A 23,680-nucleotide genomic window follows, 5' to 3' on the forward strand; every position below is an offset into this window, starting at 1 on the left:
CTGCCAGGCATCAAATAAAACAGAAAACCTCAGCCTGACGGCCGGGGTTTTTTGCTTTTTACAGATTTTAAAACGCCGCAAGCGGCATCTTTTCAGCCCGTTATTGCTGTTTTGCCCACTCATAGATGAAATCAGCCACCCCTTCTGCATTATTAATATCCAATACAGGTACGGAAATGGCCAAAGGTACGTTACTGGCTACAGCGATGACACAGGGATCGATCTCTAATTCTTCCGCTTTATGACCCGTTTCCTGCCTGAATAGCAGGATTTTCGCCACCGGCTCGTGTTTAAAACCCTCGACAAGAATAAGATCCAATCTGCTGCTGTCCATCCTTGAGGCAAGGTAATGCAGATCCAGGTCCGGCACTTCGGGTGTTTCCGTCATTAACGCCCAGCGCTTCTGGCTGGCAACGATGGTTTGCGCTGCGCCAGCTTTGCGTAGCTCATAGCTATCCTTACCCGGTTTATCCACATCCATATCATGATGCGTATGTTTGATGAGCCCTGGCCTGATGCCTTTAGAGAGTAACGATGGGATTAGCTGCTTTAGCAATGTGGTTTTTCCTGTCCCGCTCCAGGCCGCTATTGCCAGCAGAGGGGGGGCTATTCGTTTTTCTGCCATCGTGAAAGCTCATCGAGAGTGTTTATATTGGTAAAACATGTGGCCTGGCCATCGAAAGAGACTGAATGCCCGCCAACGCTAAGTAAAAACTGCATCACTCGCCTTTCGCCAGCGAGCAGATATTCTCTCAATGGCAAACAAAGCGAATGATGAAGCATTGCTACGCCGGGGTGATCTCGTTGCCCATCATTGGCCCAGATTGCCAACGCGTTACCACGCGCTTGCCAAAGTTTGCAGGCAAGATCGGCGGGAATATTGGGAGTATCGCAAGGGCAAAATAGCAGCCACTCGCTTTCTGTTTGCTCCATAACGGCTAACATACCGGCCAGCGGTCCTTGATAGTCAGCAATAGCGTCCTGGATAACCTGAGCTCCACTTTTCCGGTAAATCTCGAGATTCCTGTTGGCGCTGATAACCACATCACCTACCTGTGGTTTTAATACCATGAGGACATGCTGGAAAAGTGGCTGGCCGTTAAGCGGGGCTAATCCCTTATCATTGCCGCCCATTCTGCTTCCCCTGCCACCGGCTAACACAACGCCGGTGACCTTTGTTAATCGCTGCACGAATATCGCCTCTTTTAATGTGGGTTTGAGCCTGCTAACGTGTTGCTTTTCACATGTGATAAGGAACACCAACATGAAATGTAAGCGCCTGAACGAACTTCTTGAGCTGCTTCAGCCCGCCTGGCAGAAAGAGCCAGATCTCAACTTGATACAATTCTTGCAGAAACTGGCCGCTGAGTCAGGCTATCGCGGTGAACTGACCGATCTCACTGACGATGTACTGATCTACCACCTTAAAATGCGTGATTCTGCAAAAGATGACGCTATTCCGGGTCTTAAAAAAGACTATGAGGAAGACTTTAAAACGGCTCTGTTACGCGCACGTGGTGTGATTAAAGAGTAAAAGCTTGTAAGTCGAGACACTTAAGCGGTTTTGAAATGTTATCCTGAAGTATTCGTATTTACTTCCGGTTGCCGGGATGACAGACAGCGCTTTTAATTTCCAGACTCTACATCCGGATACTATCCTCGATGCTCTTTTTGAACAGGGCATTCGGGTTGATTCGGGGCTGACGCCGTTAAACAGTTTTGAAAACCGCGTTTATCAATTCCAGGATGAAGATCGCCAACGGTTTGTGGTGAAGTTTTATCGTCCACATCGCTGGTCAGCGGCGCAAATTGAAGAAGAACATCAATTTGCGCTGGAGCTTCAGGCTGATGAAGTGCCTATGGCTGCTCCCCTCCGTTTTGCTGGAAACACACTCCTGCAGCATCAGGGGTTTATGTTTGCCGTGTTCCCAAGCCTGGGAGGACGACAGTATGAAACCGATAACCTCGACCAAATGGAATGGGTGGGCCGCTATCTTGGCCGCATTCATCAAACGGGTCGCCAGCAACTCTTTCAACACCGCCCAACCTTTGGCCTGGATGAATATCTTTTTCAGCCGCGCGAACTATTTGAATATAGCGAGCTTATTCCCCGCACCCTTAAGAAATATTTTCTGGCGGCAACGGATGCGCTGATAGAGGAAGTGAAACGTACCTGGCATACTGATTTTGAACCGCTGCGTCTGCACGGCGATTGCCACCCTGGCAATATCCTCTGGCGCGATGGGCCCCTGTTTGTTGACCTTGATGACGCTCGTAATGGTCCGGCTGTACAGGATATCTGGATGTTGCTTAATGGCGATAAGGCCGAACAGCGCATGCAGTTAGAAACCATTGTTGAAGCTTACGAAGAGTTTTCGTCGTTTGATACCGGCGAGCTAACTCTGATTGAACCGTTGCGTGCCATGCGCATCATCTATTATCTCGCGTGGCTGATGCGACGCTGGGATGACCCCGCATTCCCCCGAAATTTCCCCTGGTTTAGCGAGGAGGATTTCTGGAGAAGACAGACTGCAACCTTTACAGAGCAGGTCCGGGTTCTTCGAGAACCACCATTACAATTAACGCCAATGTATTAATCAGTAAAATTCAGGAGAGAGTTGATTATGAAGAAGATTTGGCTGGCGCTGGCGGGCATGATCCTGGCATTTAGCGCTTCTGCAGCACAGTTTACCGACGGTAAACAGTACGTCACCCTGGATAAACCGGTCGCCGGCGAGCCACAGGTATTAGAGTTTTTCTCATTCTACTGCCCGCACTGCTACCAGTTCGAACAGGTTCTTCATGTTTCTGATAACGTGAAGAAAAAGCTGCCGGAAGGCACCAAAATGACCAAGTACCACGTTGAGTTCCTGGGCCCATTGGGCAAAGATCTGACTCAGGCATGGGCAGTGGCTATGGCGCTGGGCGTGGAAGATAAAATTACGTCCCCAATGTTTGAAGCCGTTCAGAAAACTCAAACCGTGCAGAACGACGCAGATATCCGCAAGGTGTTCATCGATGCGGGCGTGAAGCCGGAAGAGTACGATGCGGCCTGGAACAGCTTCGTGGTTAAATCTCTGGTTGCACAGCAAGAGAAAGCGGCAGCCGATCTTCAGCTGCAGGGCGTACCGGCCATGTATGTTAATGGCAAATATCAGCTGAACATGCAGGGAATGGATACCAGCAGCATGGATATCTTCGTGCAGCAGTATGCTGACACGGTGAAATACCTGGTTGAGAAGAAATAAGATTAAAAAAGCCGGTCATTGACCGGCTTTTTTATCCCCAGAGAGTAGCGTTTCCAACTGCTTATCTTTCTCGCTCCACAGCATATTTAGCCAGAGCTGAAAACGGCGCTTAAAGCTTTTATCGTTAACGTAATCTCCATGCAGTTCTTCGGTAATGGGCACTAAAGAGACTCGCACAACGATTTTTGTCATTTTGCCTGACAGCATATCGTAAAACGGCAGCCGATTATTCTCCGGGTAACACAGCGTGACGTTCAGCATCTTATCAAACTGTTTGCCCAGTACATTCATTGCCATCGCTATACCGGCCGCTTTCGGCGGCAACAGATAGTTAAACGGCGAACGGGTCTGTCCCTTTTTCTCTGGGGTGAAGCGCGAGCCCTCAACAAAATTCACAATCGTTGTGGGATGGGCGCGAAACTTCATGCAGGAACGACGTGTGGTTTCGACATCTTTGCCGCGTCGCTCCGGGTGGCGCAGTAAATAAGCTCGCGAGTAGCGTTTCATAAACGGCATATCCAGCGCCCAGCAGGCCAGCCCCATAAAGGGAACCCAGGCAAGCTGCTGCTTAAGAAAATATTTGTTCATGGGGATATGTTTGCGAAATAACACGCAAAGGATCACGATGTCTGCCCAGCTCTGATGGTTGCAGATTAACAAATACCAGTTCTTTTTATTCAGTCCCTCTAGTCCCTCGACATCCCATTTTAAATAAGGGTTGAGGCGGAGCAGCAACGCTAACCCTTCGCACCAGCAGTACATCATGAAGTCAGCAAATACCGAGATCGAGCGCCAGATAGCCGGAACAGGCAGCATTAGCTTAACGATCCCGGCCAAAATGATAGGAACAGAGCAGGCGATCGTGACCAGAATAGTCAGTGCAATACTCAACACCAATGTGATCGCGGCGAGTAATCTCGACATAGGTAATTTTTTGCAGGTTAGGGTGTATAGGGTGCTGGTATTAGCGGCAATAAGAGGCGGATTTTATCAGAAAACCTATAATGACGACTCGCCAAATGAACAGGATTTTCATGAATCGCATTTATGGGTAGAACAATGGCCCATTGTTTCTTACTCGTCTGAGTATATATCCACATCAAACGATCGTTAGTTAATTCATCGAGGCTAAACTAACATTCATTTAACTTACTGAAATTAAAATGCATTTAATGGCATCATGATAGAGATAATGTCATGAAATTAGTTAGTTAAAAAAATATACACAAAGTTATCCACAAAACCGATCTTGCGCAGGATCTTCCGATCCTGGAATTCTTTTCAGCATATTGCGCCCAATAGTTCATGTTTTTGGCCAGGCTATGGCATCCTTTAGCAATACATTAATCACAGGCATGGAACGGAACATTATGGTCCAGATCGCAGACAACCCGCTTATCCTCGTTGATGGCTCCTCCTATCTTTATCGGGCATATCACGCCTTCCCACCGTTGACGAACAGCCGTGGCGAGCCAACGGGGGCGATGTATGGCGTGCTGAACATGCTGCGTAGCCTGATTTTGCAGTATCAGCCAACGCACGCGGCCGTGGTGTTTGATGCCAAAGGCAAAACGTTCCGTGATGAGCTTTTTGAGCACTATAAATCCCATCGCCCGCCGATGCCGGACGATTTAAGAGCGCAGATTGAGCCGCTGCACGCGATGGTGAAAGCGATGGGCCTGCCGCTTCTGGCTGTATCCGGCGTTGAAGCCGACGATGTTATCGGTACGCTGGCGCTGGAGGCTGAAAAAGCCGGTCGTCCGGTGTTGATCAGTACCGGCGATAAAGACATGGCGCAGTTGGTGACGCCGGGCGTGACGCTGATTAACACCATGACCAACACCATTCTTGGGCCGGAAGAGGTGCAGGCAAAATACGGCGTGCCTCCGGAACTGATTATCGACTTCCTGGCGCTGATGGGGGACTCTTCGGACAATATCCCTGGCGTACCGGGCGTGGGTGAAAAAACGGCGCAGGCGCTGCTTCAGGGGCTGGGTGGGCTGGATACGCTTTACGCCAACCCTGATAAAATTGCTGAACTTTCCTTCCGTGGTGCGAAAACCATGGCCGCTAAGCTCGAACAAAGCAAAGAGCTGGCTTACCTCTCCTATAAGCTCGCCACTATTAAGACTGACGTTGAGCTGGAACTAGGCTGTGAGCAGCTTGAAGTTCAGCAGCCAGCGGCAGAGGAACTGCTGGCACACTTTAAGCAGTATGAATTCAAACGCTGGATAACGGACGTAGAAGCCGGGAAATGGATGCAGGCCAAAGGGGCTAAACCGGCCGCTCAGCCGCAGAAAACCGCTGAGATTGAAGCCGAACCTGAAGCGCCGGCCAGCCAGCTCTCTTATGACAACTACGTCACTATTCTTGATGAGAACGTACTTATTGAATGGATTGAGCGGCTGAAAAAAGCGCCGCTCTTTGCGTTTGATACCGAGACCGACAGCCTGGATAACGTCAGCGCTAACCTCGTGGGGCTTTCCTTTGCCACAGAACCGGGTGTGGCCTGTTATATCCCCGTTGCCCATGACTATCTCGATGCGCCGGAGCAGATTTCTCGTGAGCGGGCTCTGGAACTGCTTAAGCCGCTGCTGGAAGACGAGAAAGCGCTGAAAGTCGGGCAAAACCTGAAATACGACCGCGGCATCATGCAAAACTATGGCATTGAGCTGCGTGGCATCGCTTTTGACACCATGCTGGAATCCTACACGCTGGACAGCGTTGCGGGCCGCCATGATATGGACAGCCTGGCCGATCGCTGGCTGAAGCATCAAACTATCTCGTTTGAAGAGATTGCCGGCAAAGGCAAAAAACAGCTGACCTTCAACCAGATCGACCTGGAAACTGCCGGGCGCTATGCGGCAGAAGATGCCGACGTCACCCTGCAGCTGCATCTGAAGATGTGGCCAAAGCTCGAGAAGGTTGCAGGCCCACTTAACATCTTTAAAAACGTCGAAATGCCGCTGGTAACGGTGATTTCACGCATTGAACGCAACGGCGTGAAAATCGACCCGGCTATTTTGCACGCGCATTCTGGCGAGCTAACCAAGCGCCTGGCCGAGCTTGAACTGAAGGCGCATGAAATCGCGGGAGAAGAATTCAATCTCTCTTCTACGAAGCAGCTGCAAACCATTCTTTTTGAAAAGCAGGGTATTAAGCCGCTGAAGAAAACGCCAGGCGGCGCGCCGTCGACGTCTGAAGAGGTACTTGAAGAACTGGCGCTGGACTATCCGTTGCCGAAAGTGATTCTGGAATACCGTGGCCTTGCGAAGCTGAAATCCACCTACACCGACAAGTTACCGCTGATGATTAGCCCGATAACCGGGCGTGTGCATACCTCTTATCACCAGGCGGTCACGGCCACCGGGCGTCTATCTTCTACCGACCCTAACCTGCAGAACATCCCGGTTCGTAACGATGAAGGTCGCCGTATTCGCCAGGCCTTTATTGCGCCTGAAGATTACGTGATTCTTTCTGCGGACTACTCGCAGATTGAACTGCGCATCATGGCCCATCTCTCCCGCGATAAAGGCTTGTTAAGCGCCTTTGCCGAAGGAAAAGACATCCACCGCGCCACAGCCGCAGAAGTGTTTGGTCTGCCTCTGGAAAGCGTTACCGGCGAACAGCGCCGCAGCGCGAAGGCGATTAACTTTGGTCTGATCTACGGGATGAGTGCCTTTGGCCTTTCCCGCCAGCTCAACATCCCGCGTAAAGAGTCCCAGAAGTATATGGATCTCTACTTTGAGCGTTATCCGGGCGTGCTGGAGTATATGGAGCGCACGCGTGCCCAGGCGAAAGAGCAGGGTTATGTAGAAACGCTGGATGGCCGCCGCCTCTATCTGCCGGATATCAATTCCAGCAACGGCGCTCGTCGTGCCGGTGCGGAGCGTGCCGCGATTAACGCCCCGATGCAGGGAACCGCCGCAGACATCATCAAGCGTGCGATGATCGCCGTTGATGCCTGGCTGGAGAAGGATAAACCGCGGGTGAAAATGATCATGCAGGTACACGATGAATTGGTGTTCGAAGTGCACAAAGATGACGTGGAAGCTGTGTCTAAAAAGGTGCATGAGCTGATGGAAAGCAGCATGAAGCTCGACGTACCGCTGCTGGTGGAAGTGGGTAGCGGTAAGAACTGGGATGAGGCGCATTAATACTCAATGCTCAGGTCACGTTTTTGTAACTAAGCAACATAAGTCATAGCTTTTTGTGATGATGATTCAAGAATGTGATGCAAAAAGTGAAAAAAAACTACAAAAAATGCTTTTTTGAGCGATTAAAAAGGAGTAAAGTTATTCGCGTAGGGTACAGAGGTAAGATGTTCTATCTTTCAGACCTTTTACTTCACGTAATCGGATTTGGCTGAATATTTAGCCGCCCCAGTCAGAAATGACTGGGGCGTTTTTTATTGCGCGAAAGAAAAGAAAAACGCGGCCTGGGCCGCGCTGTGGACTAAGAGTAAACCTCCAATTCGGAGAGGGAATAATTACTCTTCAGCCGCTTCTTCTTCCACTGCAGGAGGAAGATCGTTGTACCAGCTATCCAGCTTCAGACGCAGTTTATCAACGCCGGTTTTCTTCAGGGAAGAGAACGCTTCAACTTCGATATTCCCGCCAAATGCCAGAACCGCTTCACGTACCATATTCAGCTGCGCCTTACGCGCGCCCGATGCCAGCTTATCGGCTTTGGTCAGCAGCAGCATCACTTCGATATTGCTGGCTACGGCCCACTGAATCATCTGTTGGTCGAGATCTTTCAGCGGATGGCGAATATCCATCAGCACGACGAGGCCTTTCAGGCTGTTACGCTTTTGCAGGTATTCACCTAGCGCACGCTGCCACTTGTGCTTCACCTCTTCAGGGACTTCGGCATAGCCGTAGCCAGGTAAATCCACCAGACGTTTGCCTTCGGCAACTTCGAACAGGTTGATAAGCTGAGTACGACCAGGGGTTTTACTGGTGCGAGCCAGGCCTTTCTGATTGGTCAGCGTGTTCAGCGAGCTGGATTTACCCGCGTTAGAGCGGCCTGCGAAAGCAACCTCAATACCGGTATCAGAAGGCAGATGGCGAATGTCCGGTGCGCTAAGCACGAACTTAGTCAGTTGATAGTTCCAGTTTTTCAAAACGGTTGTCTCCGTCAGGTAAGCATTTGCCGGGGATTATACCTGAACGAGCGGAAAACGCCGTGTTTCTCGCCAGAAGCATAAGGCTTACAGTGGAGTGGATCGATTTTGTAAGTCATTTGCTATAGCAAATGGCAGATATCCCGGTGAATATTCGTCACTATAAATTAAATAGTTGTTTATTTTCAGATAATTAACTTAATAGCTCATCGTAAGGTAAGTCATGCTCACGAGTGGCTACCTTGTTAAAGACAAGCGTAGCGGTAAAGTGGGTGTGTCGGCGAAGGAAGGACAGGGTTGTCTCGAGCTAACATGGAATATTTGCTCCTTTACGGGGGCCAGAATAAGAAAAAGGCGGCGGGTTAACCTGTCGCCTTTTTTCTTTGCTTGCTTTCTGCTAGATTCCGCCGCAATTCTATACTGAATAAAATGGCTTAAGACGACTTATCATGAAGCAACCAAACTCGGCACCACAAGGTAAAAAACCGGCAAAAGTACGCCGTAAATCGCGCGAAGAGATTGACCAGGAAGCGCGTGAGCGCAAGCGCCAGAAAAAACACAGTGGCCACGCAGCGGGTAGCCGCGCTAACGGCGAAAGCCAGGCAAAAGGCGGTAAATCCTCGGGACAGGTGAAAGACCCTCGTATTGGCAGTAAAAAACCAATTCAACTGGGCGTAACCGATGCGGCACCGGTCGCTAAACAGCACAAACCTAAGAGCGAGAAACCTATGCTAACACCACAGGCTGAGCTGGATATGCTGGAAAACGATGAGCGCCTGGATGGGCTGTTGGAGCGTCTGGAAGCAGGCGAAACCCTGAGCAAAGAAGAGCAATCGTGGGTTGATGCGAAACTCGACCGTATCGACGCGCTGATGGCTGAACTCGGCATCGCCTGGGAAGACGATGAAGAGGAAGAAGAAAAAGCTGACGATTTAATGCGTCTGCTGAAGGGCGGTAACTGACGCCTACTCCTATGGGATTACCTGTTCTTATTATGGTTATTCCGCTGGTGTGTTATCTGCTGTGGTTATTCGTTAAACTACGGCGGCTGTCGCGGCTGCAGAATTTGCTGCGGCGAAGGGTTATGGCTCGCGGAACGAGCGGGCCAGCTTCGCCTCGTCGGCGCCGGCGACAACACCGCAAGGAGTGAGTATGTCTGAGCAGTTAATCGACTGGGATCTGGCTCTGATCCAGAAATATAATTATTCAGGGCCGCGTTACACCTCTTATCCGACCGCGCTGGAGTTTTCTGAAGCTTTTGGCGAGCCGGAATTTTTGCAGGCGGTTGCCCGTTACCCGGAGCGCCCGCTGTCGCTCTACGTGCACATCCCGTTCTGCCACAAGCTTTGCTATTTCTGCGGCTGCAATAAGATTGTGACCCGCCAGCAGCATAAAGCCGATCAGTATCTCGATGCCCTGGAACAGGAAATCATCCATCGTGCGCCGCTGTTTGCCGGCCGTCGCGTTAGTCAGCTTCACTGGGGCGGCGGGACGCCAACTTACCTGAGCAAAGCGCAAATCAGTCGCCTGATGGCGCTGTTGCGCGGTAATTTCCGCTTCAATGATGACGCCGAGCTGTCCATTGAAGTTGACCCGCGTGAAATCGAGCTGGACGTGCTCGATCATCTTCGGCTGGAAGGTTTTACCCGCCTCAGCATGGGCGTTCAGGACTTCAATAAAGAAGTGCAGCGTCTGGTTAACCGCGAGCAGGACGAAGAGTTTATTTTCGCGCTTATTCAACGTGCGCGGGAGCTGGGTTTTACCTCCACCAATATCGACCTGATTTACGGCCTGCCAAAGCAAACGCCGGAAAGCTTTGCCTTTACGCTTAAGCGCGTGGCCGAGCTAAGCCCGCATCGTCTGAGCGTTTTTAACTATGCGCACCTGCCGACGCTGTTTGCCGCCCAGCGCAAGATCAAAGACGCTGACTTACCGAGTGCCCAGCAGAAGCTGGATATCCTGCAGGAAACTATCGCTTCGCTAACCGGCTCAGGCTATCAGTTTATCGGGATGGATCACTTTGCCCGTCCGGATGATGAACTGGCTATCGCCCAGCGTGAAGGCAAACTGCACCGTAATTTCCAGGGCTACACCACTCAGGGCGATACCGACCTGCTGGGGCTTGGCGTGTCGGCCATCAGCATGATTGGCGATTGCTACGCGCAGAATCAGAAAGAGTTGAAGCGTTATTATCAGCAGGTGGACGAGCAGGGTAATGCGCTGTGGCGCGGTCTGGCGTTAACGCGTGACGATTGTATTCGCCGTGACGTGATTAAGGCGCTGATCTGTAACTTCCAGCTTAACTTCGCTGAGATTGAGCAAACATGGTCGCTGGCGTTTGTTGACTACTTTGCGGAAGAGCTGGGCCTGTTGGCTCCGCTGGCGAAAGATGGGCTGGTGGTGATAGACAGTCAGGGTATTCAGGTAACCGGCAAGGGGCGTCTGCTGATTCGCAACGTTTGCATGTGCTTTGATACCTACCTGAGGCAAAAGGCGCGTCTGCAGCAGTTTTCGCGCGTGATATAAAAACGGCGGGGTTTAGCCCCGCCGTTATTTTACCCTTCGCAAAGCGCTATTCCATTCCCAGCTCTTTTAGCTTACGAGTCAGCGTGTTTCGCCCCCAGCCCAGCAGGCGAGCCGCTTCTTGTTTATGCCCCTGAGTATGTCTCAGCGCAGTGGTTAGCAGCGTGCGTTCCATTTCCGGCTGAGCCTCAGAAAGCAGATCCTGATGCCCTGAACGTAGCGCTCGTTCCGCCCACTGTGCCAGCAGCATGGCCCAGCTGTCTGGGTTGGTCTGCGTAACCCCGCCGCTTTCAGTCACTGTCGTTTCAAACAGCTCGCTCGGGAGATCCTGAATAAGCACTTCCTGACCAGCCGCCATCACCGTCAGCCAGCGACAGGTGTTTTCCAGTTGGCGCACGTTGCCGGGCCAGGCCAGGCGCGTTAAGGCATTTTCCGTTTCCGGATGCAGCAGTTTTGCTTCAACACCCAGCTCGCGTGCGGCCACCTGCAGGAAGTGACGTGACAGGCGAGGAATATCTTCCCTGCGTTCACGTAGAGGCGGCAGGTGTACGCGGATCACGTTCAGGCGGTGGAACAAGTCCTCACGGAACTTCCCTTCCTGAACCCGCAGCTCGAGGTTCTGGTGGGTTGCGGCAATAATACGCACATCGACTTTAACGGCCGCATAGCCGCCAACGCGATAAAACTGGCCGTCGGCCAACACGCGGAGCAGCCGAGTCTGTACGTCCAGCGGCATATCGCCTATTTCATCGAGAAACAGCGTGCCGCCGTCAGCCTGTTCAAAACGCCCCTGACGAATCTGGTTGGCGCCGGTAAAAGCGCCTTTCTCATGGCCAAACAGCTCTGACTCGATCAAATCTTTGGGAATAGCCGCCATATTAAGCGCGATAAACGGCGATTTAACCCGCGGGCTATGGCGATGCAGGGCATGAGCTACAAGCTCTTTGCCGGTCCCTGATTCACCGTTAATCAGCACGCTGATGGACGAGCGTGACAGGCGGCCAATAATACGAAACACGTCCTGCATCGCCGGGGCTTCACCGATGATGTCGGTCGTTGGCCCGTTATCCGGTGCATTACGAGGCTGCTGCTGCTCCTGATAATGGCTGATGGCGCGTTCAACCAGCGCCACTGCCTCATCGATATCAAACGGTTTTGGCAGATAGTCAAAAGCACCCTGCTGATAGGCGCTAACGGCGGCGTCTAAATCCGAATGGGCGGTCATTATGATGACCGGCAGCATAGGGTGGCGCTGTTTAATCTGTTTTAACAGGGCAAGACCGTCCATGCCGGGCATACGAATATCCGACAGCAGCACATCTGGGGTTTTGGTCGCCAGCGCGTCCAGCACCTCGTTGCCATTTTCAAAGGTGGTGCAGATCAACCCGGCTCCGGTTAACGCGCGCTCCAGTACCCAGCGGATGGAGCTATCGTCGTCAACGACCCAAACTATCCCTCGTTGCATAAAGACCTCTACTTCCGAATAGGCAGGTAAACCGAAAATTCGGTATGACCAGGCCAGCTGTTGAATTCGATTTTCCCCGAATGCTGGTCGATAAGGCTACGTGCTATGGAAAGACCCAGCCCGGTGCCACCTTCTCGCCCGCTGACCATCGGGTAGAACAACGTGTCCTGCAAATGTGCCGGAATACCCGGGCCGTTATCTTCAACGTCTATGCGTGCTGCGAGACGATAGCGCGAGCCGTGAAGCGTCAGCTGGAAAGCCGTGCGGGTGCGTAAGATAATCTCACCGCCTTCACTACCCAGCGCCTGCAGCGCATTACGAACGATATTCAGCAAAACCTGCTCTATCTGGTCCGGATCGTGCGCAAACTCCGGCAAACTTGGATCGTAATCCCGCACGAGAGTCACGTTGTCCGGCAGCTCCATCGATACCAGCGTCACAACGCGCTCGGCAACTTTGTGAATGCTTTCGGTGACGTGCATCCCCGGCTGCTGGGGGCCTAACAGGCGGTCGACCAGATTTCTTAAGCGATCGGCCTGTTCAATAATCACTTTGGTGTATTCAGTCAGCGAAGGATCCGGCAGCGCTTTACTCAGCAGCTGTGCCGCCCCCCGCAGCCCGCCAAGCGGGTTTTTAATTTCATGCGCCAGCCCGCGGACTAAGTCTCGGGCGGCAATCTGCTGCGCATGCTGCAGCTGTTCCTGGCTCAGGCGACGCTGATTATCCATCGGCGCCATTTCCATCAGGATGTAACCTTCCGGCAGCTTTTGCGCCGTCAGGGAGAGAATGTGCGATCGGCCATCAATGACCAGCGTAACCTCGTTGTCGGTAAACCCCTGGCCCGCCATCAGGCTTTCCTGCATGACGCCAATGTTCAACGAGAAATAACTCAATAGATCCGGCAGAGGCGTGCCGTACAGCTTGCGTGAGCTCTGCGCCAGCAGTTGCTGAGCCGCAGGGTTGGCGTAATGTACCGCCAGCTCGTCATCCACGAGCAGGATGCTGTTGATGAGAGAATTCAGAATCTGCCCAGCATCGGGCAGCGCGCCAGTTGCCATACAGCAGTCTCCGTGCACCGTTTTAGTGCATTATAGTCTTTGGGTGACAAAAAACAGCGTCACAGGGGGATTCCGGTGGAGAAAAAAGCCCATCCGGAGATGGGCCAAAGTTTCCACGGCAACAAAAAACTCCTAACGCCCTTCGCGCCACAGCTGCGTTGGCTGCCCTTACTCACCCTGGTCACATAGTTACCTATGCTTCCAGGGATTCACTCAGTTGCCGTCGTGCTGCAACGCGAAATTCGTTGGATTTCTAAATATTAGACGCTGTAGTACAGCTCGAACTCTACCGGATGCGGAGTCATGCGTACGCGGTCGTTTTCTTCGATACGCAGCGCAATGTAAGCATCGATAGCGTCGTTGGTGAATACGCCACCTGCAGTCAGGAACTCACGGTCTTCGTTCAGAGCATTCAGTGCTTCTTCCAGAGAACCTGCAACCTGTGGGATCTCTTTCGCTTCTTCAGGCGGCAGGTCATACAGGTTTTTGTCCATGGCTTCGCCAGGGTGGATCTTGTTCTTAATGCCGTCCAGGCCTGCCATCAGCAGCGCTGCGAAGCACAGGTATGGGTTAGCCGCTGGATCCGGGAAGCGTACTTCGATACGACGTGCTTTCGGAGATGCAACAACCGGGATACGGATAGAAGCAGAACGGTTACGGGCAGAGTAAGCCAGCATAACTGGAGCTTCATAGCCTGGGACCAGACGCTTGTAGGAGTTAGTGGTTGGGTTCGCCAGGGCGTTGATCGCTTTAGCGTGCTTGATAACACCACCGATGTAGTACAGCGCTTGCTCGGACAGGCCTGCGTATTTGTCGCCGGAGAACAGGTTTACGCCGTTCTTGGACAGGGACATGTGGCAGTGCATACCGGAACCGTTATCGCCAAACATTGGTTTAGGCATAAAGGTCGCGGTTTTACCGTAGGCGTGAGCAACGTTATGTACAACGTATTTGTAGATTTGAATTTCGTCAGCTTTTTTGGTCATGGTGTTGAAGCGGGTAGCCACTTCGTTCTGACCCGCGGTCGCCACTTCGTGGTGGTGAGCTTCAACAACCAGGCCCATCTGCTCCATGGTCAGACACATAGCAGAACGCAGGTCCTGAGAGGAGTCGACCGGTGGAACCGGGAAGTAACCGCCTTTCACGGCTGGACGGTGACCTTTGTTACCGCCTTCGTATTTGGTGCCGGTGTTCCATGCGCCTTCGATATCATCGATAGCCACGTGGGAGCCGGAGATAGAGCTGCCGAAACGGATGTCGTCGAACAGGAAGAATTCTGGCTCTGGCCCGAACAGAACGGTATCTGCAATGCCGGTAGAGCGCAGATAGTCTTCAGCGCGTTTTGCAATGGAACGCGGGTCACGGTCGTAGCCCTGCATGGTACCTGGCTCGAGAATGTCGCAGCGGATAATCAGGGTAGAGTCCGCGAAGAACGGGTCGATAACCGCCGTGGTTGGGTCTGGCATCAGCACCATGTCGGATTCGTTGATACCTTTCCAGCCACCAATCGAGGAGCCGTCAAACATTTTGCCTTCTTCGAAGAAGTCAGCATTTACCTGATGAGCAGGGATAGTGACGTGCTGTTCTTTACCTTTAGTGTCGGTAAAGCGCAGATCAACAAACTTAACTTCATGCTCATTCAGCATCGTCAAAACGTGTTCAGCGGACATACTTAAACTCTCCCGGATTGGTGTAGTCGTCGTGGTAACGAGGTAATCAAACACTTCTTAATGTGGCTTTTCGCCATAAAATGTTTAAAGCGAAATCTGTGCCAACTTTTAAATCACCCTAAAAAGGCGCTATCATGCGCACCATAGTGCAAAAGGGCTGCACCAGGATGAATAATTTGCACCAATATAGTGCTTCAGCATGAAACCTGAGCACCATATTGGTGCAATTTACGTTATGGCTCCCTTTTTAGCTCCGTGAAAGCGATCACAAACCCTTACTTTCTGCATTGTTTGTAAAGGTTCTTTGTGATCCTGTTCTGTCCTTCGATTAATACGTGTACAATAACGCGCTATTTCTAATGCCTGAGGCAAAGTTGTGATCGAAAATCTGCGTAATATCGCCATCATCGCGCACGTTGACCACGGTAAAACTACCCTGGTTGATAAGCTGCTGCAGCAATCTGGTACTTTCAGTAACGAACGTGCTGAAGCCACTGAACGCGTGATGGACTCCAATGACCTGGAGAAAGAGCGTGGGATTACCATCCTCGCTAAAAACACCGCTATCAAATGGAATGACTACCGTATCAACATCGTTGATACCCCAGGACACGCCGACTTCGGTGGTGAAGTTGAGCGCGTAATGTCAATGGTTGACTCCGTTCTGCTGGTGGTTGACGCAATGGATGGCCCAATGCCGCAGACGCGCTTCGTAACCAAAAAGGCGTTTGCCCATGGTTTGAAGCCGATCGTGGTTATCAACAAAGTTGACCGCCCTGGCGCGCGTCCTGACTGGGTTGTGGATCAGGTCTTCGACCTGTTCGTTAACCTTGATGCGACCGACGAGCAGCTCGACTTCCCAATCATTTATGCATCCGCACTGAACGGCATCGCGGGCATGGATCACAATGACATGGCAGCGGACATGACTCCACTGTACCAGGCCATTGTCGATCGCGTACCGGCACCGAACGTTGACCTCGACGGTCCACTGCAGATGCAAATTTCCCAGCTGGACTACAACAACTACGTTGGCGTTATCGGCATCGGCCGCATCAAACGCGGTAAAGTGAAGCCAAACCAGCAGATCACTATCATTGATAGCGAAGGGAAAACCCGTAACGGTAAAGTTGGTAAGGTTCTGACCCACCTGGGTCTGGAGCGTATCGAGTCTACCGAAGCCGAAGCGGGCGATATCATCGCCATCACCGGCCTGGGCGAGCTGAACATCTCCGACACCATTTGCGACCCGCAAAATGTTGAAGCGCTGCCAGCACTGTCCGTAGATGAACCAACCGTTTCCATGTTCTTCAACGTCAATACCTCTCCGTTCTGCGGTAAAGAAGGTAAGTTCGTGACCTCTCGTCAGATTCTGGATCGTCTGAACAAAGAGCTGGTACACAACGTTGCGCTGCGCGTTGAAGAAACCGAAGATGCGGATGCATTCCGCGTATCCGGTCGTGGTGAGCTGCACCTTTCCGTTCTTATCGAAAACATGCGTCGTGAAGGTTTCGAGCTGGCGGTATCCCGTCCGAAAGTTATCTTCCGCGAAATCGACGGCCGTAAACAAGAGCCGTTCGAAAACGTAACGCTGGATATCGAAGAGCAGCATCAGGGTTCCGTGATGCAGGCACTCGGCGAGCGTAAAGGCGACCTGAAAAACATGAATCCGGACGGCAAAGGCCGCGTGCGTCTTGACTACGTGATTCCAAGCCGTGGTCTGATTGGCTTCCGTAACGAATTCATGACCATGACCTCCGGTACCGGTCTGCTGTACTCCACCTTTAGCCACTATGACGATATCCGTCAGGGCGAAGTTGGCCAGCGCCAGAACGGCGTACTGATCTCTAACGGTCAGGGTAAAGCAGTTGCGTTTGCGCTGTTCGGTCTGCAGGATCGCGGCAAGCTGTTCCTGGGCCACGGGGCTGAAGTTTATGAAGGCCAGATCATCGGTATTCACAGTCGTTCTAACGACCTGACCGTAAACTGCCTGACCGGTAAGAAGCTGACCAACATGCGTGCTTCCGGTACTGACGAAGCGACCACTCTGGTTCCTGCGCAGAAAATGACCCTGGAGCAAGCTCTGGAGTTCATCGATGACGACGAACTGGTAGAAGTAACTCCGTTGTCCGTGCGTATTCGTAAGCGCCACCTGACTGAAAACGACCGCAAACGTGCAGGTCGTGGTAGCAAAGAAGCGTAAGTTTCTTTTCTGCAGTCTGCTGAAGCCCTGCCTGTAAAGGCGGGGCTTTTTTTATTTTATCTCTCAGAATGCTCAACGTCGCCTTCCTCTGATAGTCAAAGTCAGCCTTTCCCGCTACAGTTATTTCTCCATGTCGGAAAGGAGGTGCGCATGCTGTATATCTTTGATTTAGGTAACGTCATCGTTGATATCGACTTTAATCGCGTGCTCGGAGTCTGGAGCGATTACAGTCGGGTGCCGTTAGCCAACCTGCAGAAAAGTTTTGCGATGGGAGAAACCTTCCATCAGCATGAACGTGGGCAAATAACGGATGAAGTGTTTGCCGAACGCTTATGCCATGAAATGGACGTTGCGCTGAGCTACGAACAGTTTGCCGCGGGCTGGCAGGCTATTTTCATTGGCTTGCGCAAAGAAACAATTGGCGTCATGCAGAAGCTTCGCGAGCAGGGACATCGCGTGGTGGTTCTTTCCAATACCAACCGCTTGCACACCGGTTTCTGGCCTGACGAATACCCGGAAGTGGCGCAGTCGGCCGATAAAATTTACCTCTCCCAGGAAATGGGGATGCGCAAGCCGGACGCAGAAATCTACCTTAAAGTGCTACAAGAAGAGGGCTTCTCCGCCGATCAAGCGGTATTCTTCGATGATAATGCCGATAATATTCACGGTGCACGAGCGTTAGGCATCACGAGCATACAGGTGATCGACAAGCAGACTATTCCCGACTGGTTTGCTAAACAGGGATGAGCAAAAGCGTGCCCCGCAAAACTGCGCATCGCCTCAGGCCGCTCTGGGCCTGGGGCAAACTGCTGTGGCAGCGTATCGATCAGGACAACATGACGACCCTGGCCGGCAACCTTGCCTACGTGTCTTTGCTGTCACTGGTGCCGCTGGTGGCGGTCGTATTTGCGCTGTTCGCCGCGTTTCCGATGTTTGCCGATATCAGCGTTCAGCTGCGCCATTTTGTCTTTGCCAATTTTATGCCGGCCACCGGGGACGTGATTCAGCGCTACATCGAACAGTTTGTCGCGAACTCCAATAAAATGACGGCGGTTGGGGCCATTGGGCTGATCGTAACCTCGCTGCTGCTGATGTATGCGGTGGACAGCGCGCTGAATACCATCTGGCGCAGTAAACGCGTGCGGCCAAAAGTCTACTCCTTTGCCATTTACTGGATGATCCTGACGCTTGGCCCATTGTTGGCCGGGGCGAGCCTGGCAATTAGCTCTTATCTGCTTTCTCTACGCTGGGCGTCAGAACTTAACAGCATGCTGGATGAAGTCCTGCGCATTTTTCCTCTACTACTTTCCTGGCTTGCGTTCTGGCTACTCTATAGCCTAGTGCCGACGACCAGCGTGCGGGCAAAGGACGCCATGATAGGCTCGTTGGTTGCCGCGTTACTGTTTGAGCTGGGCAAAAAGGGCTTTGCCCTCTATATCACCATGTTCCCCTCTTACCAGCTGATTTACGGCGTGCTGGCGGTTATCCCCATATTATTTGTCTGGGTCTACTGGACCTGGTGTATTGTGTTGCTGGGGGCGGAAATCACCGCCTCGCTGGGCGACTACCGTAAATTGCGACAAGCTGCAGAGCAGGAAGAACTGGAAGAACCATGATTGCATTAATTCAGCGCGTAACCCGTGCCAGCGTCACCGTGGAGGGTGAGGTAACGGGTGAAATTGGCCCCGGACTTTTGGTGTTGTTGGGTGTCGAAAAAGAAGATAACGAGCAGAAAGCCAATCGCCTGTGCGAGCGCGTTCTGGGGTATCGAATCTTCAGCGACGAACAGGGCAAGATGAACCTGAACGTCCAGCAGGCCGGCGGCAGCCTGCTGGTGGTGTCTCAGTTTACGCTGGCTGCTGACACTGAACGCGGGATGCGGCCGAGCTTCTCCGGTGGCGCAGCGCCACAGCAGGCTGAAGCTCTCTATGAGTATTTTGTCGGGCGCTGCAAGCAGCAGGGGATAGAAGCTCCTACCGGGCGATTTGCCGCCGATATGCAGGTTTCGCTAATTAATGACGGGCCGGTGACGTTCTGGCTGCAGGTATAATCCTCGCCATCCGGCTCGCGCAACGAGAGAACAATTTATGTATCACCTTCGTGTGCCACAAACAGAAGAAGAACTAGATCGTTATTACCAGTTTCGCTGGGAAATGTTGCGTAAACCACTGCACCAGCCTAAAGGTTCCGAACGCGATGCCTGGGATGCAATGGCGCATCACCAGATGGTGGTTGATGAAGAGGGCAATACCGTTGCCGTAGGCCGTCTTTATATTAATGCCGACAACGAAGCCGCGATCCGGTTTATGGCAGTACACCCTTCGGTTCAGGACAAAGGCTTAGGTACGCTGGTGGCAATGGCGCTGGAGTCCGTAGCGCGGCAGGAAGGCGTTAAGCGCGTAACCTGCAGCGCACGTGAAGATGCCGTGGCGTTTTTCTCCAAGCTGGGCTTTGTTAACCAGGGCGAAATCACAACCCCGCAAACCACGCCTGTACGCCACTTCCTGATGATCAAACCCGTTGCTACGCTTGACGATATTCTTCATCGGGGTGACTGGTGTGGGCAGCTCCAGCAGGCCTGGTACGAACATATTCCGCTGAGCGAGAAAATGGGCGTGCGTATTCAGCAGTATACCGGGCAGAAATTTATCACCACGATGCCGGAGACGGGCAATCAGAATCCTCACCATACGCTCTTCGCGGGGAGCCTGTTCTCGCTGGCCACCTTAACCGGCTGGGGGCTTATCTGGCTGATGCTGCGTGAGCGGCATCTGGGCGGGACGATTATTCTGGCCGATGCCCATATCCGCTATAGCAAACCGATCACAGGGAAACCGGGGGCAACCGCCGATTTAGGGTCTTTGAGCGGCGATCTGGACAGGCTTGCCCGTGGCCGTAAAGCTCGCGTTGCGCTTGAGGTTGAGCTTTACGGCAATGATACGCCCGGCGCGGTGTTTGAGGGCGTCTATCTGGTGCTGCCTGCCAAACCGTTTGGCCCCCTGGAAGAGGGCGGAAACGAAGAGGAGTAGGTCAGGATGCAGACTACGCGCCGGGAACATCGCCATTGCGCATTGTCTGCTTAACCTGTTGTCCGCTGGCGCTGGTGGCCTGCAAGATGCCATTTACGGTGGGCTTCAGGGCAGTACCTGCGGCTATCTGGCCGGTCGCTGAAAGCTGCAGATTTCCATTCCCCTCCAGCGGCAGAGCAGGCCATCCCCAGGCGTGTAACACATTCACCGGCACGCTCTGGCCCTTCAGGCTAACGCTCACCGCTCGCTGTGGCGTCTGGCTCACGTTTGCCGTGGCTTCCAGTAAGCCTTCACCCGCGAAGGCGCTCAGCTCGGTTATCGCCACCTGGCTCTGATTCGCCGTTAGCGACAGCGACGGTCGCCGTACATCAACGCGATTAAAGGTGGCCGCTGCGGCATTAAACGAGGCATTGCCGGACCAAATTCCCCACTGATGGTCCCGTGCCAGCTGGATATTCGTTGCGGTGCCATCCAGCCCGGTGAACTGGAACGGCCATGCCGGGTCGATATCGATAATCAAATTACGGTTAGCGGAGAACTTTTTCACCGTAACGCTATTCAGCCAGTCAGGCAGTTTCTCCATCCACAGAGTTTTCCAGTTGGATGGAAGCGTGTACTCAAGCCCGCCTACGACCACTTCATCCATCACCGCTTGATTGCCGTCGCGCAGCCATTGCCCGGAAGCGCGAACCAGGCCGCCTTCCCAGCGTGAACTGAATTGCCTGAGCGTAGCGGCAGCCGGAGCAAAATCGACGTTGACGATCGGATCCTGCAAATGCAGCGAGCCGTTGATGAATTCACTGGCGTTCATCGACAGCTGGCCGTCATCGCTTTGCCAGCCACCGTTAGCCAGCGTCAGATTGCGCAGGCTTAGGGCGAGGTCGCTCACCGCCCACTCTTTCCCTTCCAGCCGCGCATCGGTTATTTCAAGGCGATCGATGGTTAACGAGGGAACCGACGTCACCGGCGCAAGAAAATCAGAGAGTGATTTTGCCGTTTGTAGGCGAATATCGTTCAGGCGCAGGCTGCCAACCTGCCATGAGCCGTCGGCATTACGGTGGGCATTGCCCGTCAGCGAGCCGCGAGCAACGTCCGCCCCGATAGTGGTCAGCGTGACCTGTTCATTATCCAGGTTTCCCTGCAGCAGGACGTTGTTGGCGTTGACGCCGTTGAGCGTGAGAGAACCCGCGCTGAAGGCAATAGTGGCTTTATTCCCCAGCACTTTCCCGGCCTGAGGCTGCCAGGGCGAAACACCGCCCTCAACGCGCTGAGCGCTGAGATTCCACTCGCTATCCGGGCTGTTAATCGCCATATCCTGCAGCTGCAGCTTATCTGCCTCTAGCGGGAGTGGAACGGCATTTGCGCTGAGATTTAACGTCCCTTGCTGGAGCAAAATAGTGTCGACATAGAGAGGCTGAGAAAACTGTCGCGTACTCAGGCCAATATCCACATTCTTCGCGACCAGCGTTGCGGGCTGGCCTGCGCGGCCAAAAGTGACGTTATGAAACATCAGGTGAGTGGGCGAAGACCAGTCGTGTTCCATCTCATTGAAAGAGAGATGGTAGTTGGTTTTTTCATTCACCCAACTGCTGATTTGGCCAGCGCCCCAGCGGGTTTGCAGCAGAATATAAAAGGCAACCAGCGCCAGTATGACAAGGCCCAACAGGATAAGAACCAGCTTTCCGAGGAATTTCATTGCCTTCCGCTCCATTGAGTTTCTCTAAGGGTGTTATGCCCCATTTACCGCTATAGCTCAAGGAAGGGATTGTCAAAGGAGGTTTCGCGCCGGCATAAAAACATTGCCGGCGCGTGAGAGGATTATTCTTTTTCTGGAGGGAAAATCAGGTTCAGCACGATGGCCGTGATCCCGCCGGCAGCAATGCCCGAAGAGAGCAGCGTTTTCAGCCAGTCCGGGGCGAACTGCAGGATCAGCGGCTGCTGGGAGACGCCAAGACCAACAGCGAGCGACAGGGCGATAATCATAATCGCGCGGCGGTTAAGCGGCTCGCGGGAAACAATACGCACGCCGGAAGCGGCAATGGTGCCGAACATAACAATCGTTGCACCGCCGAGAACGGGCTCAGGGATATGCTGCACAAAGCCGCTTACCGCCGGGAACAGACCAAGCACGATCAGCATCAGCGCGACGACAAAACCGACATAGCGACTGGCAACGCCGGTCAACTGAATGACGCCGTTATTCTGACCAAAGCAGGAGTTCGGGAAGGTATTGAACACGGCAGAAACGCAGGAGTTGAGGCCGTTTGCCAGCACGCCGCCCTTCAGGCGCTTCATATACAGCGGGCCGGAAACCGGCTGCTCTGACACGTCGGAGGTAGCGGTGATATCGCCGATGGTTTCCAGCGAGGTCACCATAAAGACCAACATCAGCGGGATAAGCAGGCTCCAGTCGATGCCAAGGCCATAATACAGCGGCGTCGGAACCATAATCAGATCGGTATTAGCTGCCTGGGTCGCGGCTGGCAGCATGTCCAGCGCCCAGGCCAGCAGGTAGCCCACGGCCATTGCGATAACCAAAGAGGCTACGCGCAGGTACGGGTTACGCTGGCGGTTTAGCAGGATAATAACCAGCAGAACCGCGCCCGCCAGCAGCAGGTTTTTCGGGGCGCCAAAAGTATGGTCAGCCATTGCGCCGTAGCCGCCGCCGATAGAGGTCAACCCAACCTGAATCAGCGACAGGCCGATAATCATCACCACCACGCCGGAAACCAGTGGCGTAATAATGCGACGGGCCAGGTGCAGGACGCGAGAAATCAGCATTTCCGTGCAGCTGGCAAGCATCAGGGTACCGAACAGCGCTGCCATCATCGTCGGCACGTCCGCACCGCCGTTTTTCAGCGCCATGCCGCCCATAATCAGCGGTGAAACAAAGTTAAAGCTGGTGCCCTGAATCGACAGCAGGCCTGAACCTACCGGCCCCCAGGCCTTGATTTGAATAATCGAAGCCACGCCAGAGGCAAACAAAGACATGCTGATAATGTGCTGAGTGTCCGATGCCGGTAACCCCAACGCCTGGCAAATTAACAATGCCGGGGTAATCACTGCCACAAACATAGCCAGCAGGTGCTGACAGGCGGCGAAAAGCGTTTGTGGAAGCGGCGGGCGATCTTCAAGGCGATAGATTAGTTCGCTCGGATGAGTCTGCGCAACCGGTTGCGCATTTTCTGACTCTACGGCATTGACGGACATCAGAGGTTATCTCGTGGCTGGAAAAGCGCTGATTTTAACGGACTGAACGGCAAAAGCAAACGATTGCCAATAAATGAAGATAAGAGTGAAATGTCATAAATCAGCCATTAGTTATAACTGATGCGCATTTTTTGGTTAAAATGTGCCTG

Annotated in this window: 21 protein-coding genes; 12 read left to right on the top strand and 9 right to left on the bottom strand. The window is 52.9% G+C overall.

Annotated elements, in window-relative coordinates; all coding sequences use genetic code 11:
• Window positions 1-100: 100 nt before the first annotated feature.
• Entirely contained in the window at window positions 101-625 is a 525-nt protein-coding gene (mobB, locus tag CNE01S_RS11925; RefSeq protein ID WP_061276237.1) for a molybdopterin-guanine dinucleotide biosynthesis protein MobB, read from the bottom strand.
• Window positions 607-1,191 (bottom strand): molybdenum cofactor guanylyltransferase MobA, encoded by a 585-nt coding sequence (mobA, locus tag CNE01S_RS11930; RefSeq protein WP_072279137.1) that lies wholly within the window; start codon window positions 1,189-1,191, stop codon window positions 607-609. The genes mobB and mobA overlap by 19 nt, the downstream gene beginning before the upstream one ends.
• Window positions 1,192-1,264: 73 nt before the next feature.
• Here mobA and CNE01S_RS11935 point away from each other — a divergent pair, with 73 nt between their 5' ends.
• The 3 genes from CNE01S_RS11935 to dsbA all read left to right on the top strand — a co-directional run bounded on the left by CNE01S_RS11935 (window position 1,265) and on the right by dsbA (window position 3,248).
• Window positions 1,265-1,534: a YihD family protein gene (locus CNE01S_RS11935; protein ID WP_045780867.1), complete on the top strand. Its 270-nt coding sequence runs from the start codon at window positions 1,265-1,267 to the stop codon at window positions 1,532-1,534.
• 76 nt (window positions 1,535-1,610) lie between these two features.
• Window positions 1,611-2,597, top strand: coding sequence for a serine/threonine protein kinase (locus tag CNE01S_RS11940; protein ID WP_061276239.1), 987 nt, complete (start codon window positions 1,611-1,613; stop codon window positions 2,595-2,597).
• 27 nt (window positions 2,598-2,624) lie between these two features.
• Window positions 2,625-3,248 (top strand): thiol:disulfide interchange protein DsbA, encoded by a 624-nt coding sequence (dsbA, locus tag CNE01S_RS11945; RefSeq protein ID WP_061276241.1) that lies wholly within the window; start codon window positions 2,625-2,627, stop codon window positions 3,246-3,248.
• 15 nt (window positions 3,249-3,263) lie between these two features.
• Here dsbA and yihG read toward each other — a convergent pair whose 3' ends face one another.
• Window positions 3,264-4,172 carry a 1-acylglycerol-3-phosphate O-acyltransferase, YihG family gene (gene yihG, locus CNE01S_RS11950; protein WP_061276243.1) on the bottom strand — a complete coding sequence of 303 codons (909 nt, stop codon included), beginning with the start codon at window positions 4,170-4,172 and terminating at the stop codon, window positions 3,264-3,266.
• Between the two features lie 446 nt (window positions 4,173-4,618).
• Between yihG and polA the strand changes: the two genes are divergently transcribed.
• Entirely contained in the window at window positions 4,619-7,405 is a 2,787-nt protein-coding gene (polA, locus tag CNE01S_RS11955; protein WP_061276245.1) for a DNA polymerase I, read from the top strand.
• Window positions 7,406-7,569: 164 nt separating this feature from the next.
• On the top strand, window positions 7,570-7,617 hold the full coding sequence (gene spfP / locus CNE01S_RS26055; RefSeq protein WP_071892919.1) for a small protein SpfP: 48 nt from the start codon (window positions 7,570-7,572) through the stop codon (window positions 7,615-7,617).
• A 120-nt stretch (window positions 7,618-7,737) separates the two neighbouring features.
• On the opposite strand, the gene yihA is transcribed toward spfP, so the two are convergent.
• On the bottom strand, window positions 7,738-8,373 hold the full coding sequence (gene yihA, locus CNE01S_RS11960) for a ribosome biogenesis GTP-binding protein YihA/YsxC (protein ID WP_038477245.1): 636 nt from the start codon (window positions 8,371-8,373) through the stop codon (window positions 7,738-7,740).
• A gap of 449 nt (window positions 8,374-8,822) precedes the next feature.
• Between yihA and yihI the strand changes: the two genes are divergently transcribed.
• The gene (gene yihI / locus CNE01S_RS11965) at window positions 8,823-9,335 is read left to right on the top strand and encodes a Der GTPase-activating protein YihI (RefSeq protein ID WP_061276248.1); all 513 of its coding nucleotides are present in this window, start codon (window positions 8,823-8,825) and stop codon (window positions 9,333-9,335) included.
• A 190-nt stretch (window positions 9,336-9,525) separates the two neighbouring features.
• On the top strand, window positions 9,526-10,899 hold the full coding sequence (hemN, locus tag CNE01S_RS11970; protein WP_061276250.1) for an oxygen-independent coproporphyrinogen III oxidase: 1,374 nt from the start codon (window positions 9,526-9,528) through the stop codon (window positions 10,897-10,899).
• Between the two features lie 46 nt (window positions 10,900-10,945).
• On the opposite strand, the gene glnG is transcribed toward hemN, so the two are convergent.
• From glnG to glnA, 3 genes are all read right to left on the bottom strand, one after another.
• On the bottom strand, window positions 10,946-12,361 hold the full coding sequence (gene glnG / locus CNE01S_RS11975; protein WP_061276252.1) for a nitrogen regulation protein NR(I): 1,416 nt from the start codon (window positions 12,359-12,361) through the stop codon (window positions 10,946-10,948).
• A gap of 8 nt (window positions 12,362-12,369) precedes the next feature.
• Window positions 12,370-13,419 (bottom strand): nitrogen regulation protein NR(II), encoded by a 1,050-nt coding sequence (gene glnL / locus CNE01S_RS11980; RefSeq protein ID WP_038477234.1) that lies wholly within the window; start codon window positions 13,417-13,419, stop codon window positions 12,370-12,372.
• 260 nt (window positions 13,420-13,679) lie between these two features.
• A complete protein-coding gene (glnA, locus tag CNE01S_RS11985; protein ID WP_061276254.1) occupies window positions 13,680-15,089 on the bottom strand; it encodes a glutamate--ammonia ligase in 1,410 nt (469 codons plus the stop codon).
• A gap of 376 nt (window positions 15,090-15,465) precedes the next feature.
• Here glnA and typA point away from each other — a divergent pair, with 376 nt between their 5' ends.
• The 5 genes from typA (at window position 15,466) to fabY (ending at window position 20,321) form a co-directional block, all read left to right on the top strand.
• On the top strand, window positions 15,466-17,292 hold the full coding sequence (gene typA, locus CNE01S_RS11990) for a ribosome-dependent GTPase TypA (RefSeq protein ID WP_008457395.1): 1,827 nt from the start codon (window positions 15,466-15,468) through the stop codon (window positions 17,290-17,292).
• Between the two features lie 150 nt (window positions 17,293-17,442).
• The gene (yihX, locus tag CNE01S_RS11995) at window positions 17,443-18,039 is read left to right on the top strand and encodes a glucose-1-phosphatase (RefSeq protein ID WP_039299067.1); all 597 of its coding nucleotides are present in this window, start codon (window positions 17,443-17,445) and stop codon (window positions 18,037-18,039) included.
• Window positions 18,036-18,908 (top strand): virulence factor BrkB family protein, encoded by an 873-nt coding sequence (locus CNE01S_RS12000; protein ID WP_061276256.1) that lies wholly within the window; start codon window positions 18,036-18,038, stop codon window positions 18,906-18,908. The genes yihX and CNE01S_RS12000 overlap by 4 nt, the downstream gene beginning before the upstream one ends.
• Entirely contained in the window at window positions 18,905-19,342 is a 438-nt protein-coding gene (gene dtd / locus CNE01S_RS12005) for a D-aminoacyl-tRNA deacylase (protein WP_038477220.1), read from the top strand. The genes CNE01S_RS12000 and dtd overlap by 4 nt, the downstream gene beginning before the upstream one ends.
• A 37-nt stretch (window positions 19,343-19,379) precedes the next feature.
• Window positions 19,380-20,321: a fatty acid biosynthesis protein FabY gene (gene fabY, locus CNE01S_RS12010; RefSeq protein WP_061276257.1), complete on the top strand. Its 942-nt coding sequence runs from the start codon at window positions 19,380-19,382 to the stop codon at window positions 20,319-20,321.
• 13 nt (window positions 20,322-20,334) lie between these two features.
• On the opposite strand, the gene CNE01S_RS12015 is transcribed toward fabY, so the two are convergent.
• Together CNE01S_RS12015 and CNE01S_RS12020 are read right to left on the bottom strand one after the other, a co-directional pair.
• Window positions 20,335-22,017 carry an AsmA family protein gene (locus CNE01S_RS12015; RefSeq protein ID WP_061276259.1) on the bottom strand — a complete coding sequence of 561 codons (1,683 nt, stop codon included), beginning with the start codon at window positions 22,015-22,017 and terminating at the stop codon, window positions 20,335-20,337.
• Between the two features lie 122 nt (window positions 22,018-22,139).
• Window positions 22,140-23,531, bottom strand: coding sequence for a nucleobase:cation symporter-2 family protein (locus tag CNE01S_RS12020; protein WP_061276261.1), 1,392 nt, complete (start codon window positions 23,529-23,531; stop codon window positions 22,140-22,142).
• Window positions 23,532-23,680: the final 149 nt, after the last annotated feature.

Origin of the sequence: Cedecea neteri NBRC 105707 = ATCC 33855, from assembly GCF_001571265.1 — a bacterium.
GTDB classification, from domain to species: Bacteria; Pseudomonadota; Gammaproteobacteria; order Enterobacterales; family Enterobacteriaceae; genus Cedecea; species Cedecea neteri.

Coding starts and splice junctions, on each gene's coding strand:
- CNE01S_RS12020 (WP_061276261.1), bottom strand. CDS start 23,531: ATGTCCGTCAATGCCGTAGAGTCAGAAAATGCGCAACCGGTTGCGCAG.
- CNE01S_RS11940 (WP_061276239.1), top strand. CDS start 1,611: ATGACAGACAGCGCTTTTAATTTCCAGACTCTACATCCGGATACTATC.
- glnL (WP_038477234.1), bottom strand. CDS start 13,419: ATGGCAACTGGCGCGCTGCCCGATGCTGGGCAGATTCTGAATTCTCTC.
- yihG (WP_061276243.1), bottom strand. CDS start 4,172: ATGTCGAGATTACTCGCCGCGATCACATTGGTGTTGAGTATTGCACTG.
- dtd (WP_038477220.1), top strand. CDS start 18,905: ATGATTGCATTAATTCAGCGCGTAACCCGTGCCAGCGTCACCGTGGAG.
- glnA (WP_061276254.1), bottom strand. CDS start 15,089: ATGTCCGCTGAACACGTTTTGACGATGCTGAATGAGCATGAAGTTAAG.
- dsbA (WP_061276241.1), top strand. CDS start 2,625: ATGAAGAAGATTTGGCTGGCGCTGGCGGGCATGATCCTGGCATTTAGC.
- polA (WP_061276245.1), top strand. CDS start 4,619: ATGGTCCAGATCGCAGACAACCCGCTTATCCTCGTTGATGGCTCCTCC.
- yihX (WP_039299067.1), top strand. CDS start 17,443: ATGCTGTATATCTTTGATTTAGGTAACGTCATCGTTGATATCGACTTT.
- fabY (WP_061276257.1), top strand. CDS start 19,380: ATGTATCACCTTCGTGTGCCACAAACAGAAGAAGAACTAGATCGTTAT.
- CNE01S_RS12000 (WP_061276256.1), top strand. CDS start 18,036: ATGAGCAAAAGCGTGCCCCGCAAAACTGCGCATCGCCTCAGGCCGCTC.
- yihI (WP_061276248.1), top strand. CDS start 8,823: ATGAAGCAACCAAACTCGGCACCACAAGGTAAAAAACCGGCAAAAGTA.
- CNE01S_RS11935 (WP_045780867.1), top strand. CDS start 1,265: ATGAAATGTAAGCGCCTGAACGAACTTCTTGAGCTGCTTCAGCCCGCC.
- hemN (WP_061276250.1), top strand. CDS start 9,526: ATGTCTGAGCAGTTAATCGACTGGGATCTGGCTCTGATCCAGAAATAT.
- glnG (WP_061276252.1), bottom strand. CDS start 12,361: ATGCAACGAGGGATAGTTTGGGTCGTTGACGACGATAGCTCCATCCGC.
- CNE01S_RS12015 (WP_061276259.1), bottom strand. CDS start 22,017: ATGAAATTCCTCGGAAAGCTGGTTCTTATCCTGTTGGGCCTTGTCATA.
- mobB (WP_061276237.1), bottom strand. CDS start 625: ATGGCAGAAAAACGAATAGCCCCCCCTCTGCTGGCAATAGCGGCCTGG.